A 13,891-nucleotide genomic window follows, 5' to 3' on the forward strand; every position below is an offset into this window, starting at 1 on the left:
ATAAGGATACGTAGCAGCTGATAGTTTTATTCATGCTTTTAAAACAATAGTAAATACTGTGTATTGCCCAAGTTCTGTACTCATTGTCAGTTGCCCTCCATGCCCCTTGGTTACAATATCATAACTCATAGACAAACCAAGCCCTGTTCCCTGGCCTGTTGGCTTGGTAGTAAAAAAAGGCTGGAATATCTTTTCCCGGATAACAGGAGGTATACCCATACCATTGTCATACACAGTGATCATGATTTCTCCCTCTTTTTGTTTAGTACCTACTAAAACTGTGGGTTCATAGGGTTCAACAGCTTGTTTCTTCTTGTCTGTAACTGCATAAAAGGCATTGGTGATGAGGTTGAGGATCACTCTGCCCATGTCCTGAGGAATGAGATTGATCTTCCTGATGGAATGATCAAATTCCGTTTTCATAATGGCATTGAAGGATTTATCTTTGGCACGAAGACCATGATAGGCCAGGCGCAGGTATTCACTACAAAGCTCATTAATATCTGTTGGTTCTTTTACACCATGGCTGTTCCGGCTATGCTGCAGCATCCCTTTGACGATGGCGTCGGCACGTTTTCCGTGGTGGTTGATCTTTTCCATATTTTGCCTGATATCTTTTGCAATCTCTGTTGCCGTTTGCAGGTTGCCTGTTGCCAGTTCAGCGTTCATCTCATCAATCAATTCATTATTAAGTTCTGAAAAGTTATTTACAAAATTTAGCGGGTTTTGAATTTCATGTGCAATTCCGGCAGTAAGCTCTCCAAGGCTGGCCATTTTTTCGGATTGAATTAACTGCGCCTGCGTGGCATTGAGTTCTTCCATAGACTTTTGCAGTGCTACATTGGACTCTTCTACGACTTGTCTTTTCTGATCGAGTTCTGTCATGGTACGCTTCAATGCGTTGGTAAAGCGGAACAAAAGAATCAGTGATTGCAGGAAAAAGAAACTGATATAGCCTGCAAAAAGGGTATACTTTTGTGCTTTGATAATTTGAAAATACTCCAGTATAATAATAATAAAAACCAGTAATAACACACCTGTACTCATCAACGCAAATATGGCACCTACCCGTTTATTACGCTGGGCTTTAATATAGATATAGAAGCCATACAGGATCATAAAAAGCATAACAAAAAGAAACACATTAAGGAGACTGGTAAAAACCATTGGTGGAAAAAGGAGAACAATCGCAGTAAGTGTCAAGCAGAAAAATAATTGTACCCCTATCACATATTTATTTGTATCCTTTGGATACAACCGTTTTGTATAAAGGCTAAAAAAAATAACACTTATCAATAACGACAGATATTCAAAACGCACTGTAACTATCCAGGGGATATCAGGGAAAATTGACTGTAACGCATAGGTGTGCGAGCCAATGATACGGTAGCTGTATGCTATAGCAAATAAAGAAAAATACAGGATTGATTTATCATGTCGCCCAAAAAGGAATAAGCCAAAAAAGAAAAGACCCGTCATAAACAAGCAGCCGGTAAGCAAAAGGTCAAGGGCTTCGTCTACTTTTCTGTTGTGTAGTAACTTTGTATGATCGCCCAGAATGATCTCTTTGGTAACTCCCCCTCTTGAGTGTTTAAAATTGGCTACCTGTAATAACAGATGCAACGTATCTGCGTCAGTTACTACCTCTGTTATTTTATGGATGAACGCGGGTTTTGTTTTTTCATCAGATGTATCTGGGTTACCAGCAGCAGCTTGTTCAACACCATTTACAAAAAACCGGCTCGAAGTATACACATCCGGAACCTGAATGGCCAGTTTATTTTGATGCCTGGGTAATAAAACAGTGAGTGTATACGAAGCATACCCCTTATCGGTAAGATGTACACCATTGATGAGATTGGTTCGCCAAAGAGAGGGAAGAGAAATGTAAGCAGGCAACACCGAAGGCGTATCGGTTGGCGTAAGAAGTTGTTTCCAATACATGGCCCATTCTCCATTTAGCGGAATGATTTTTTTGTTGAGATCCATTTGCCTGAGGTCAATAATTCCTTTCCGTGCAACCGGCACTGCTGTCTGACCGGATACAGAAGATACCGATAGTGAAAAAGAAAAAAAGAAAAAAAACGCAACTAAAATAAACCAGCGCCTTTTAAAGGGCAACATACTACAGGTGTTATATTTTTCTATCATAAAGAGTATGTTATAGCAAACTTATCTAATAAAGTGTTCGAAGGCTTGTCCCATTTTTATTTTATGTTACTATCTATCAATGATGATGCCTCCGTTTGATAATGCCTCCTGATGCTTCTTTTATCGCATTGGCAAAAACAAACGCTTCCGGATCAACGGAATAGATCAGGTTCTTTAATTTACGCAACTCCATACGGTTAATGACAGTAAAAATGATATCGCAGTCATTACTGATATCAAACCTGCCCGGAAGAAAGCCCCTCTCCCCTTTGTATACGGTAATACCGCGGCCCAGTTTATTCACCAGTTGGTATTTGATCACTTCACTCTTGCCCGAAACAATTGTTACACCAGTATAAGCCTGCAAACCTTCTACAACATAATCGATAGAGCGGGTGGCCGTAAAATAAGTAAGGATGGAATACAGGGCTGTTTCCAGTCCGAATTTGAACGCCGCAATACCAAAGATGATGATGTTGATACCAAGAATAATCTCTGTGATGGTAAAGGAAGTCCTTTTCAATGTGTACAATGCCAGCACTTCGATACCGTCCAATGCTGTTCCGGCACGCATCAGGAGCCCGATGCCGACTCCCAGGAATACCCCTCCGAAGATCGAGATGAGCAGCTTATCGGCCGTCAGTGCATAATCGGGAATGATCAACAAACAAATTCCCAGCAAGGCTACGCTGATCAATGCCCGGTAGGCAAACTTTTTCCCCACTGTAAAATAACTGACAATGATCAGCGGCAGGTTCAATACTAAAATAACGATACCCAGGTTGAAATGATACAATTCATGAACAAGTAAGGATACGCCGGTAATACCGCCATCAAAAAAACGATTGGGTACCATGAATAATTTTAAAGCAGTACCCGCTATCACCACACCAAACAATATCAATAGCGTATCCTGCAGCCATTCAAAATGCCGGGGTTTATGTGAGGTTAGTGCTCTTTCGAGTTTCGATTGAACCTCCTGCAATGTTTTTTGCTTCTGTGTTTCAAGATTGTTGCGGGCTGCCGCCGTAAAATAACGATGAAAAGACAGGAACTCGGCCTGCATCAGCAACCACTCTGTTTCTGTTTTGATCGCTCTCGTTTTTGCAAGCTCCTGGTGAAGTCTTTCTGCATTCGCCGCATATTCATTCGTGCCCAGATAATAGAGGTCGGCATCGCAAAGCAATTCACTCAAATGATCAACGGGCGTCTGTGGCAGGTGCGTGGCCATGATCATCCGGCATATCCGTTCTATCTGTTCAACGTTATAGCCAAAATCGGGCAAGTGTTTTCTGGCTATTTTGCAGGCAACCGCCTCATGTTCATGGTGGTCGTGTAAAAAGCCGGCATCATGAAACAAAGCGGCTGTTTTGAGCAACACGAGATCATCGCCGGTGATGTTTTCAGCAGCAGCCAGGTTTTCTGCCGCTTTAATAACGTACTGGGTATGTGCTACCGTATGATAGGTTATATAAGATGGCAGCCCCGTTTCCAGTTTAGGTATCAGGAATTGCTTCGCTTGTTCGTATTGCATGAGGGTAAGTTTAGTAAGGCTTCAGTCCAGCACTTCGTAAATCATTACTTCGGCGGTTTTATTTTTCAAACTGGCCGGGCCAATCTTCCGGCAATTGAAGGATTGTTGTACTTTTTCATAACAGGCCTCATTAATCACAATCTGTCCACGACCTGCCGCTGCCTGCAAACGCTGGGCCGTATTCACGGTATCTCCGATTACGGTAAAATCGAGCCGGCGAAGCGTTGCGGATCCAATGTTTCCGGAAATCATCTCCCCACTGTTGATACCTATAGAAACCCGGGGAGAGAAGTCGTTATTGTCGGTCAAAGCAGATAGCTTATTGCGGATGGAAAGACAGGCATCGATGGCCCGGTCTAAATGATACTTTCCTTTGAACACCGCCATCACACAGTCGCCAATGAATTTATCGATCAGACCGTTTTGCGCGATGATCTCCTTCACCATCATGTCGAAATATTTGTTGAGCAACTTCACTACGGTATCCGGCGCCTCGGTTTCGCTGATGGCAGTGAAACCGCAAATGTCAATGAATGCCACAGAGGCTTCGATGGTCTCATTTTCCATCAGTGAATGCTCATATTCTCTGCTCCCCATGAAATTCAGCACATTTTCATCTACATACATTTTGAGAATATTATTTTCTTTGATGGCCTGCAAGGTTTCCTTTACCTGGTTCACATGACGGATGGTCTTTTCCATGGTGATCTCGAGGTCTTCAAAATTCACCGGCTTTGTAATAAAATCGAATGCCCCGCGATTCATGGCAGTACGTATGTTGTCCATATCGCCATAAGCAGATACCATTACGGCTTTGGTAAGCGGGGCCGACTCAGTCAATTTACCGAGCAGGGTCAATCCATCCATTTCCGGCATATTGATATCGCTCAATACTACCGACACATCGGGATGCTGTTGTATTTTTTCCAGGGCATCATTGCCATTAACAGCGAACACGAATTCATAGTGCTGCTCCCTGATTTTTTGCCTGAACTTTTGGCGAATAAGCGTTTCGAGGTCCGCTTCGTCATCAGCTACCAGGATTTTTGTCATGCGGCTAGGCTTTTAAGTTTTTCTTTCAGGACAGTGAAGTCAACAGGCTTGGTCAAAAAATCATCAGCCCCCAGTTTCATGGCCTGGTTATAATTTTCACTGTCGCCATAAGCCGTAATCATCATCACAGCCGGTGGCGGCGCTTCGTATTTTTCCTTGATCTGTTGCAATAATTGCAGGCCGCTGATCCCCGGCATATTGATGTCGGAGAGGATCAGCACCGCTTCGTGGTAGTGTACGCTCATAAACTCCAGCGCCTCTTCCCCTGAATAAGCAAAGGCAAATTCCATTTCACCGCTCCTGATTTCCTTTCGAAAACGCTGCTCAAATAATATCTGTACATCTTTTTCGTCGTCTACAACTAAGATTTTCATGTTAGATTATGCTTTGTTGGGTAAATGAATAATAAACTGAGCATATTCACCCTCTTTTGTTTCCACCTTCAATTCTCCGTTATGCCCTTTGGTAATGATTTCATAGCTCAGGCTTAACCCGAGCCCGGTACCTTCGCCGGCTGGTTTGGTGGTAAAGAATGGCTGAAATATCTTGTCCATCACTTTTTGAGGAATACCGAGCCCATTATCCCTGATCGTTATCGTAACGCCTCCCGGGTCATTCTTTGTTGTTACAGCAACTACAGGTTCATAGCTGCCGTTGGACTGTTTTTGTTTCTGCATTACAGAATAGAATGCATTGGTAAAGAGATTCAGCAATACCCTGCCAATATCCTGCGTAGCAACACTCACAAGCGGCAGGTCTTTATCGAAATGGTTTTCCATTTTTATGTTGAAGGATTTGTCCTTTGCCCTTAAACCATGATAACTCAGCCGCAGGCATTCGTCGGTCAGCAGATTGATGTCTGTAGGTTGTTTCTGTCCGCCACTGCTACGGCTGTGTTGCAGCATCCCCTTCACAATAGAATCGGCGCGTTTGCCATGATAAGTGATCTTCTCGCTATTCTGCTTCAGGTCTTCTGCCAGTTGCAAGGCTTCATTCATATTCCCCGACCTGATGGTTTCTTTCATCTCTTCCAGCAGTTCCATATTCACTTCCGAAAAATTATTAACGAAGTTGAGCGGGTTTTGAATTTCATGCGCAATACCAGCTGTAAGCTCACCCAGCGAAGCCATTTTTTCGGACTGGATCAATTGTTTCTGCGTATTCTTCAGGCTGTCGATCGTTTGATTCAATTTCTTAAATGATTCTGCATTCTCCAGGGCAATGGCCGTATAGATCGAAATGTTGCGCAGCATGTATAGGTGGTAGTCGGTATATGCATGCTTCAGAAAACTCTGCACGGTAATCACACCGAGTATTTTATCCTTTACTTTCAAAGGAAGATAAAGGAGCGAGAGCGGTTGCGCGCCATGCATTGGCTTTGGCATATCCTGTAAATACTGCTGGTATTCTTTCTCCAGGTCACTCATCACAATCTCTTTCCCGCCTGTATAACACAAGACTGCAAACTTGTTCTGGTCATAGAGTGAATTGGAATAGAAAGGAAGTGCCACCCCGTTCTCATACGTAGCAGGAAAGTCGATCTGCTTCGTTTCGTTATTGAAGATGCCTATACCGAATACAGTCGCATCCATGAGTGTGTTGGCATTATCATATACAGTACCAATAATGGTTGCTACTGAAAGCGAAGAAGTGATCTTGCGGCCGATCTCTCCCAGCAATTCTACATTGCTGTACGATTGTTCCAGGTTCTCTTTTTGTATGGCCAGTTCCCGTGCTTTCGCATCAATTTCCTGTTTCTGTTTATGAAGCAGGATATTGGCCTTCTGCTTTTGCCGGTTGCTGCGGAACAAGATCACTGCCAGTACAACCAGGGTAAGCAATCCACCCAGCACCATGAGTATAACGGCACGCTCCCTTTTATTCTCTGCCTTCTGCAGGTCAATCTCAGCTTGTTTTTTATCGAGGTCAAAACTCGCCTGGAGTACGGCTGTTCTTCCTGCTATTTCCTTGCCCCTCAACGTGTCTTTCAGGTTGGAAGAGATCACCTGGTATTTATAAGCTGTATCCCACTGATGCAGTTTCGCAGCCGATTCAGCGATCAGGAGATTGATCTCCTGCAGAACCAGCCGCAAGCCTGTTTGTTTGGACAACAGCAGGGCATGTTTTGCATAATACAGGCCACTGTCTGGTCTTCCTGAATGGGTAAATGCCCTGCCAATCACCCACTCGTTCCAGGGGACCATTGTATTTCTGACGCCTTTATATAAATAATAGTTCAGCGAGGGCCTGACATAAGAGAATACTTCCTCGTATTTTCCCATGCGTTCATACACGTCCGCGATGTTGGAATAGTCGACATAGATAGCAGCGGAATCTTTCCGTGCTTCGTCAAGACGGAGGCCTTTGGTATATGCATCCATCGCAGCGGGGTAATTACCCTGGGTCTTGTAAGTTTTGCCTATGGCATTGTAAGCCCGGCCTATAGCAAGCTTATCCCCAATACTCTCCGCCTGCCTGAGCGACGCCGTTTGGTAAGGGATCGCTTTTTCATACTCGCCTATAATGTTGTAGAAATATCCCAATAATCTATTGATATCCGCAATTAGTTTAACATCTCCGGACTGTTCGGCCATTTTCAAAGCGCGTAAAAAATGATCGAGTGCCGGTGCATAATTGCCTTCATCCATCAGCAGGTTGCCACGCATGGTTAACAGGTAAAACTGACCATTGGTATCATGGGCGAATACTAAAAGTGGTTCCGCTTCTGTGAATGTTTTAGTGGCTGAAGAAAAATTGGAAACATCATAGTACCGGACGGCTTTGACTGTAAGGGCATTCCCTTTTCCTTTTTTATAATCCAGTTTGTCGGAGAGGATAAGGGCCAGATTGATCAGAGAATCTACCTTTTGGGGTTTGGTACGGCGCAGTTCAACCGCGAGTTGGTTCATGAGGTTTACTTTATCCGTATCCTCTCGTTGATGTGTTGCCAATATCCTGGCAAGGCTGTCGGCGACACGCGATTGCCCAAAGAGATTACCCGCTGCAAGCAACAGTGACAAAAGTAGAAGCAGTTTACTTCGCATGGTATTATATAGATAGCTTAATATGCCCGCAGGTCCGGCTGCACAGAATCATGCCTTAAATTATGAAAAATCTGCAAGAATCCTAATTTTCATAATTTAAGGCCTCTAGCAGGCATGAATCGTTAGCTTCTTACCTGTCCACTGCCTTTGATGATCCATTTATAGCTGGTGAGTTCTTCCAGGTTTGCATAACTTGCCTCATCGGCATAAATTTCTACCTATTTTTCTGCAAGTGGTAGCGCCGGTTCGGACAATATGAAATTGGCGGTTTTCTCACAATAGTAACAACTATTCATTTTCTTTAACAAAAGGCAGGAAATATCTCTATTCTTTTAAGCAATCTCTAAGTCTTTGCAGACAACGTTATCCGGAAAACAGGGTAGGAAAAAAATTGCTATTTTTAAGGCACGTGAAAATCTCTGTCATTATACCCACTTACCAGGAAGCGGAAAACATATCCGCACTCATCCATTTTCTTCAACTACACGGGAATGATGGCATTGCCGAGATCATCGTCAGCGATGGCGGAAGTACAGACGATACCATACAGGTTGCCGGGCTTGCAGGGGCAAAAACACTGTTATCTCCTGTAAAAGGGCGGTCGGGGCAAATGAATTACGGAGTTTCTTTCGCTTCCGGTGATATCCTGTATTTCATCCATGCAGATACGTTTCCACCCACCAGTTTTGTGAATGATATACAGCGTGCTGTAGCAGATGGCTATGCATTTGGCCGGTACAGAACAAAGTTCAACAGCAGAAAATGGCTGTTAAAGCTCAATGCCTTCTTTACCCGCTTTGACCTTTTCGTTTGTTATGGCGGAGACCAGACCCTGTTTATGACCAGGCAATTATTTGAAGAAACAGGTGGCTTTGATACAGCTATGCTGATCATGGAGGATTATGATATGGTTCATAGGGCAAAAGCAAGGGCCAGGTACAGTATCCTCAGAAAAAGCGCCCTCGTGTCTGCCCGTAAATACGATACCAATTCCTGGTGGCAGGTACTGAAAGCAAACTATACCATCATACAACTCTTCAAAAAGGGCGCTTCGCAGCAGCATATGGTTGACAGCTATAAAAGAATGCTTACGTATAGGTAAAATAATCAATCCCTTGCTGGCAATTCTTCGTATTTAAGAAATATCAAGGACACTATCTTATAATATTAATATATGCAGGAAGTTATCACAGGCATTCAACAGGTTGGTATTGGCGTTACAGACGCCGAAGAAGCAAAACACCTGTACAAAGAACTGTTTGGAATGAATGTGCTGATCTTTGATGATAATGCGGCAGCGTCACTAATGACAGATTATACCGGCAGGGAAGTACATAACCGGCGGGCCATACTTTCTCTCAACATGAGTGGAGGTGGCGGTTTTGAGATATGGCAGTACACCAGCAGGAAACCTTCTATGCACGCCAGCATGCCTGCTCTGGGCGATACGGGCATATTTGCCGTGAAAATAAAAGCAAGAAACGTATCAACTGCCCATGCACATTTCTCCCGCCTGTCCGGCGTGAAAGTTTCTGCTTTAATGGACTCGCCTGACGACAGGAAACATTTCTGGATTACCGACCGTTATGGCAATCACTTTAACATGGTGGAAGGCGATGAATGGTTTCAAACGGATGACAAAGTTTGCGGAGGCGTGGTGGGTGCGGTGATTGGCGTAAGCAATATGACAAAAGCCCTGCATTTTTACAGAGACGTGATGGGGGTGACGGAAGTGGTTTACAGCGGCACAGCACCCATGCTGGACACACCGGTTGACAGTGAGCCCGGGCGGGTATTTCACCGGGTGTTATTAAAGAAACAAGTGGCTAACAGGGGTGCCTTCAGCAAACTGCTTGGAGCGGTGCAGATAGAACTGGTAGAAGCAAAAGACCGTAATTCTCATAAAATTTATCACGATCGTTACTGGGGTGATTGCGGCTTTATACATCTCTGCTTCGACGTGTTGAACATGGATTCATTGAAAAGCCTTTCTTTCAGCTCAGGCTATCCTTTTACGGTAGACAGCGCTCATTCCTTTGCCATGGGTTCTTCCACAGGAAGATTTTGTTATGTGGAGGACCCGGATGGCACTTTGATAGAACTGGTTGAAACACATAAAGTGCCCGTGTATGAAAAACTAGGGCTTTATTTTAACCTGAAGAAACGAAAAAGAGATACCCCCTTGCCCGGCTGGATGATCAATATGCTGGCGTTAAATAAGATTCGTTAAGGGAACAGATACCTTAATTGCTGTTGCTGTGCTGCCGTTAATAACAGGTAATTCCTGCTCCTCTCCCAACTATCTTTACAAACCATATACAGGTATGCCCAAAAAGGCAGCAGTATAAAAACGATCCGTACGATTACCTGGTCTGTGAGCAGGAAACCAAACAGGCACATTAACAACCAATACACCGGATAAAGCAGTAACAGGGCAACGAATAGTACACTATCATAGAAAACCGTGTCCTTTGTTTTATGCCTGATGAATGAACTGAGTGGCAAATACAAGGGTATGTGCAGGATATAAGCAGCCATTGCGGGAATAAAGAGCAGGGTGACAATGATGCCATGCAGGCCGCAGTTAACAGGCCCCCGCGCCAGAAGATATGGCGGCCGGGCAGCATGAATTGGGAAGATTTTTTCAGCAAAAGCCTGTTTTTCCCGTAATGCTTTAACAGGATAACCCAGCGTATTTTTAAAGTAACGATGGTTGCTGATCAGCAACTGCACCGTTGCATGGTCGCCCCGGGATTGTATCATACCCTCTTCCAGCCCTGCAACAAGTAGTGTATTAAAATGATTGGTCCTTTCAGCTTCAGTTGATATGGCGGATATTGCATCCTTTGTAATTTCCGTATGGAAGTGAATGACCAGTCTTTTACCCAAATAATGAAATGAGTTATAATTGAGACTAACGGGCAGCACACAGAAACGATCACGAATGAGAGGATCTTCCCACGCTTTAAGGGCAATTCTTGCAGTACCCTTTTTAAATGGTCTGAGATGCCAGTTGTTAACACATAATCCTTCTGAAAAGATCAACACAATCCCATTTTGCGATAATACCTGGTGACAACGCTCAAAAGTAGCTTCATTTAATGCCAGGTATTCCCTGCCTTCACTCAGCCGGTAGATGGGGATGAGTTGCAGGGCAGTTAATAGTTTCCGGGCAAATGGTTTCCTGAATGCGTCTCCCCTGGCGAGGAAATGAACAGGCTGTTGAAACCGGCTTCCCAGTATCACTGCATCTAAAAAGGAATTGGGATGATTGCATGCTAATAACAATGGACCCTTATATTGCAGCGGATGCCTGTGATTATAAGTGATGTTCCTGCAAAAGATCCGTACACCTGCACGTATGAATATCCTGACAAGGCTGTAGATCAATACCGATTATTTAGCATTCAATATAAAGAAAAAACAATGTGCTTCAAAACATGCATGGCCCCTTTCAGCAACAACCGCCACCATCATAAAACCAGGTGGAAGGTGAAATAAAAATATCCTGCCCCACCAAAGCAGCCAGGTTTCCCGCTGTTTTATCGCACACCGCCAATGGTTGATCGGGCATCAGTATATGTCCCTTATGATCATCGAAAAATGCTTCTTCTCCAAAATAAATGGCTGTTTTTCCGGTAAATACACAAGGGCCGTCGGCAGGCATCGGGTCTTTGATGGCGCACACTTCCACGCTTTCTATGTAAAGCAGTTCATCCGTTGCATAACGTTTGGGATCCAGTACCCTGTATGGTCTCCTGGCCCTGATCTCCACTGTTCCGAAACCAATATCGGTGATCATTTTGATGTAATCTTTCAATGGCAAAGAACCACTCAGGCATAAAGCGCGCAGGCGTTCATCTTCCCGCAGCGTATCATTGATCTCCTGTTCGCAGGTTGGATCGCTCATCACCAGCCGGCCATGGGGTTTTAATACCCGGTACATTTCTTTTAAAGCCTGCTTCAATTCTTCCTGTTTAAATATATTGAACAGACAATTCTGTGCCGCCACGTCAATACTATTATCTTCAACAGGTAAATGCAGGGCGTCTCCTTTTCTCAGTTCCACAAAATCGCTATGAAACCATGGATTCAGTACCTCTGCTGTTACAAAATTCTCTTTACACGCCGTGATCATTTCTTCCACCACATCAACACCTATTACACCAGAGCGTTGCCTGCTGTAATAAGCAAACTGTAACAATTCCATACCGCCTCCCACCCCTACGTATAATATCTTCGGGTTACGAACAAGGTCTCGCGGATGAACCGTACTGCCACAGCCGTAATTCATCTCCAGCATTTTTGGAGGAATATCCAGGTCGGGTAACTGCCATACGGGCGTGGTAGTACAACACAACCCCTTTTGCGGATTCTCCGCTGCTTCCTTATATACGTTCCTGGTAGTTTCTAAATAACTCATCGGGTTTATTTTATGGTTTGACAATGGTTTGCTGGAAGTGCTGCCAATCCGCGGCTGTGTCAATATCAGGTAAGGATGGTAACAGGTAACAGGTTAATCCCAACTGCTCTATGTCACTGACTGTTGAGGAGAAAACTTTGTCTGTGCTCCATTCCTTTTTCATGAACAGTTGAGGGAAAAATTGCTTTGCCCCCAGTAAATAATATCCGCCATCTACCGAAGGACCGATCACTGTATCATGCCCGTCAAGCCTGCTGAAAGCCTCTTCTATCAGGGAAGTGGTCAGACTCATGCAATCACTGCCTATAATACAAATCTTATCATAGCTCTTCATAAAAAGCATTTCAAAAGCATGTTTCATTTTATCTCCCAGATCTGCCCCCTCCTGTACGCTCTTACGGTAAACATCATTTTGCCAGTCATCTGTTTCATTCAAAAAATCGGCGTAAAAAACATATGGGTCGCAGTTTAGTTTGCGGGTGATGGATTGTGTATGCTGCAATAATTGCCTGTAAACAGCCAAAGCCTGTTCATCACCTAATATTTTTGCCAGCCGGGTCTTCACCTTTCCCAAAACCGGATTACGCACAAATATGATCAATGCTTCCTTCATGTATCAGGTAGTAACGGCTCCCCCGCAACTGCTGCCTGCACCGGCAGTACAGCCATAGCAATGCTGGTTTAATACAATAGAGCGGTTTTTTATATCGGCTGCCTGGTATGCAGCAATGTGCTTGCCGGGAGCGTCTATTTTCAGGTCGAGCATCTGATTGAAATCGCAATCGTACATAAAACCATCCCACCCAACAGAAAGGGTATTGCGGCACATGACATTGGCCGCTGCTGAAGGATTGAATGCCGTTATCAGTTTCTCCATGTACTTTTCATAATTACCGGATTGCAGCAAATAATCAAGGTAACGACTGATGGGTAGGTTGGTAATAGCAAACAGGTTATTGAACGAGATCCCATACTCCTTCATCAATGCCTCTTTGTATTCCTTTTCCAAGTTAGCCTGTGAAGGTGGTAAAAATGCGCCCGCAGGATTATACACAAGGTTTAACAAAAGACCCGAATTTTCTTTGCCATATCCAACTTCATTAAGCATCTGTAATGCCTTAATGGAATCTTCGAAAACCCCATCTCCTCTTTGCCGGTCGGTTCTGTTGCGCGTAAAATAAGGTAACGATGAAACCACTTCGATGGCGTGTTGCTTAAAGAACAGGGGCAGGTCGTGGTATTTTTTATTGGCAAGGATGATGGTAAGGTTACAGCGCACGATGATGTGCTTGCCCAGCTTCCTGATCTCTTCCACAAACCAGCGGAAATCCGGATTCATTTCGGGGGCGCCGCCTGTCAGATCTACCGTTTTGAAAGAAACGTCCTTTTGCAGTACCTCCAGGCATTGGTACATGGTTTTACGGGTCATGATCTCTTTGCGGTCGGGACCAGCATCAACGTGACAATGCCTGCAGACCTGGTTACACATTTTCCCAATATTCACCTGGAATACATCAATCGCAACCGGCTTCAGTGGAAAAAGACCAATGGCTTCCAGTTTTTGCTGGAAAGGAACGAGTCTGAAGGCATCATCGTGGTTGACGCCATGCTCCAGTATGTCGAGTTGTTCATGTGCATCTGCCAGAATATTCCCCTGTGCTTTCAATGATTTCATGATTCCTTTTT

The 13,891-nt window shown here is 44.2% G+C and carries 11 protein-coding genes; 2 read left to right on the forward strand and 9 right to left on the reverse strand.

From position 1 onward, the window contains the following. Positions 1 to 30: 30 nt before the first annotated feature. The 5 genes from SEDOR53_RS18670 to SEDOR53_RS18675 all read right to left on the reverse strand — a co-directional run bounded on the left by SEDOR53_RS18670 (position 31) and on the right by SEDOR53_RS18675 (position 7,758). Positions 31 to 2,124: a 7TM diverse intracellular signaling domain-containing protein gene (locus SEDOR53_RS18670; RefSeq protein ID WP_051416680.1), complete on the reverse strand. Its 2,094-nt coding sequence runs from the start codon at positions 2,122 to 2,124 to the stop codon at positions 31 to 33. Between the two features lie 103 nt (positions 2,125 to 2,227). Beyond that, positions 2,228 to 3,685: a YitT family protein gene (locus SEDOR53_RS18950; protein WP_084220448.1), complete on the reverse strand. Its 1,458-nt coding sequence runs from the start codon at positions 3,683 to 3,685 to the stop codon at positions 2,228 to 2,230. A gap of 21 nt (positions 3,686 to 3,706) precedes the next feature. Further along, positions 3,707 to 4,738, reverse strand: a complete 1,032-nt coding sequence (locus SEDOR53_RS0115010) for an adenylate/guanylate cyclase domain-containing response regulator (RefSeq protein WP_026770455.1) — start codon at positions 4,736 to 4,738, stop codon at positions 3,707 to 3,709. Further along, positions 4,735 to 5,112, reverse strand: a complete 378-nt coding sequence (locus SEDOR53_RS0115015; protein WP_026770456.1) for a response regulator — start codon at positions 5,110 to 5,112, stop codon at positions 4,735 to 4,737. Before SEDOR53_RS0115015 ends, SEDOR53_RS0115010 begins: the two co-directional genes overlap by 4 nt. Positions 5,113 to 5,118: 6 nt before the next feature. Then, entirely contained in the window at positions 5,119 to 7,758 is a 2,640-nt protein-coding gene (locus SEDOR53_RS18675) for an ATP-binding protein (RefSeq protein WP_051416681.1), read from the reverse strand. Between the two features lie 433 nt (positions 7,759 to 8,191). Here SEDOR53_RS18675 and SEDOR53_RS0115025 point away from each other — a divergent pair, with 433 nt between their 5' ends. Together SEDOR53_RS0115025 and SEDOR53_RS0115030 are read left to right on the forward strand one after the other, a co-directional pair. Next, positions 8,192 to 8,884 carry a TIGR04283 family arsenosugar biosynthesis glycosyltransferase gene (locus tag SEDOR53_RS0115025; RefSeq protein WP_026770457.1) on the forward strand — a complete coding sequence of 231 codons (693 nt, stop codon included), beginning with the start codon at positions 8,192 to 8,194 and terminating at the stop codon, positions 8,882 to 8,884. Between the two features lie 72 nt (positions 8,885 to 8,956). Next, positions 8,957 to 10,012 (forward strand): VOC family protein, encoded by a 1,056-nt coding sequence (locus SEDOR53_RS0115030; protein WP_026770458.1) that lies wholly within the window; start codon positions 8,957 to 8,959, stop codon positions 10,010 to 10,012. Here SEDOR53_RS0115030 and SEDOR53_RS18680 read toward each other — a convergent pair. The 4 genes from SEDOR53_RS18680 to arsS all read right to left on the reverse strand — a co-directional run bounded on the left by SEDOR53_RS18680 (position 10,009) and on the right by arsS (position 13,880). Then, on the reverse strand, positions 10,009 to 11,172 hold the full coding sequence (locus SEDOR53_RS18680; RefSeq protein ID WP_026770459.1) for a 1-acyl-sn-glycerol-3-phosphate acyltransferase: 1,164 nt from the start codon (positions 11,170 to 11,172) through the stop codon (positions 10,009 to 10,011). The two genes, SEDOR53_RS0115030 and SEDOR53_RS18680, sit on opposite strands and share 4 nt — an antisense overlap. A gap of 64 nt (positions 11,173 to 11,236) precedes the next feature. After that, complete coding sequence (gene arsM / locus SEDOR53_RS0115040) at positions 11,237 to 12,205, reverse strand: arsenosugar biosynthesis arsenite methyltransferase ArsM (RefSeq protein ID WP_026770460.1); 969 nt, start codon at positions 12,203 to 12,205, stop codon at positions 11,237 to 11,239. A 10-nt stretch (positions 12,206 to 12,215) separates the two neighbouring features. Continuing rightward, complete coding sequence (locus tag SEDOR53_RS0115045) at positions 12,216 to 12,818, reverse strand: TIGR04282 family arsenosugar biosynthesis glycosyltransferase (RefSeq protein WP_026770461.1); 603 nt, start codon at positions 12,816 to 12,818, stop codon at positions 12,216 to 12,218. 3 nt (positions 12,819 to 12,821) lie between these two features. Further along, complete coding sequence (gene arsS, locus SEDOR53_RS0115050; protein ID WP_026770462.1) at positions 12,822 to 13,880, reverse strand: arsenosugar biosynthesis radical SAM (seleno)protein ArsS; 1,059 nt, start codon at positions 13,878 to 13,880, stop codon at positions 12,822 to 12,824. Between the last annotated feature and the right edge of the window lie 11 nt (positions 13,881 to 13,891).

The organism is Asinibacterium sp. OR53 (assembly GCF_000515315.1).
Lineage (GTDB): Bacteria > Bacteroidota > Bacteroidia > Chitinophagales > Chitinophagaceae > Sediminibacterium.

Bases quoted from the DNA above. Each gene is read 5' to 3' on its own strand.
- SEDOR53_RS18670 (WP_051416680.1), bottom strand. From the start codon at position 2,124: ATGTTGCCCTTTAAAAGGCGCTGGTTTATTTTAGTTGCGTTTTTTTTC.
- SEDOR53_RS18950 (WP_084220448.1), bottom strand. From the start codon at position 3,685: ATGCAATACGAACAAGCGAAGCAATTCCTGATACCTAAACTGGAAACG.
- SEDOR53_RS0115010 (WP_026770455.1), bottom strand. From the start codon at position 4,738: ATGACAAAAATCCTGGTAGCTGATGACGAAGCGGACCTCGAAACGCTT.
- SEDOR53_RS0115015 (WP_026770456.1), bottom strand. From the start codon at position 5,112: ATGAAAATCTTAGTTGTAGACGACGAAAAAGATGTACAGATATTATTT.
- SEDOR53_RS0115030 (WP_026770458.1), top strand. From the start codon at position 8,957: ATGCAGGAAGTTATCACAGGCATTCAACAGGTTGGTATTGGCGTTACA.
- arsM (WP_026770460.1), bottom strand. From the start codon at position 12,205: ATGAGTTATTTAGAAACTACCAGGAACGTATATAAGGAAGCAGCGGAG.
- SEDOR53_RS0115045 (WP_026770461.1), bottom strand. From the start codon at position 12,818: ATGAAGGAAGCATTGATCATATTTGTGCGTAATCCGGTTTTGGGAAAG.
- arsS (WP_026770462.1), bottom strand. From the start codon at position 13,880: ATGAAATCATTGAAAGCACAGGGGAATATTCTGGCAGATGCACATGAA.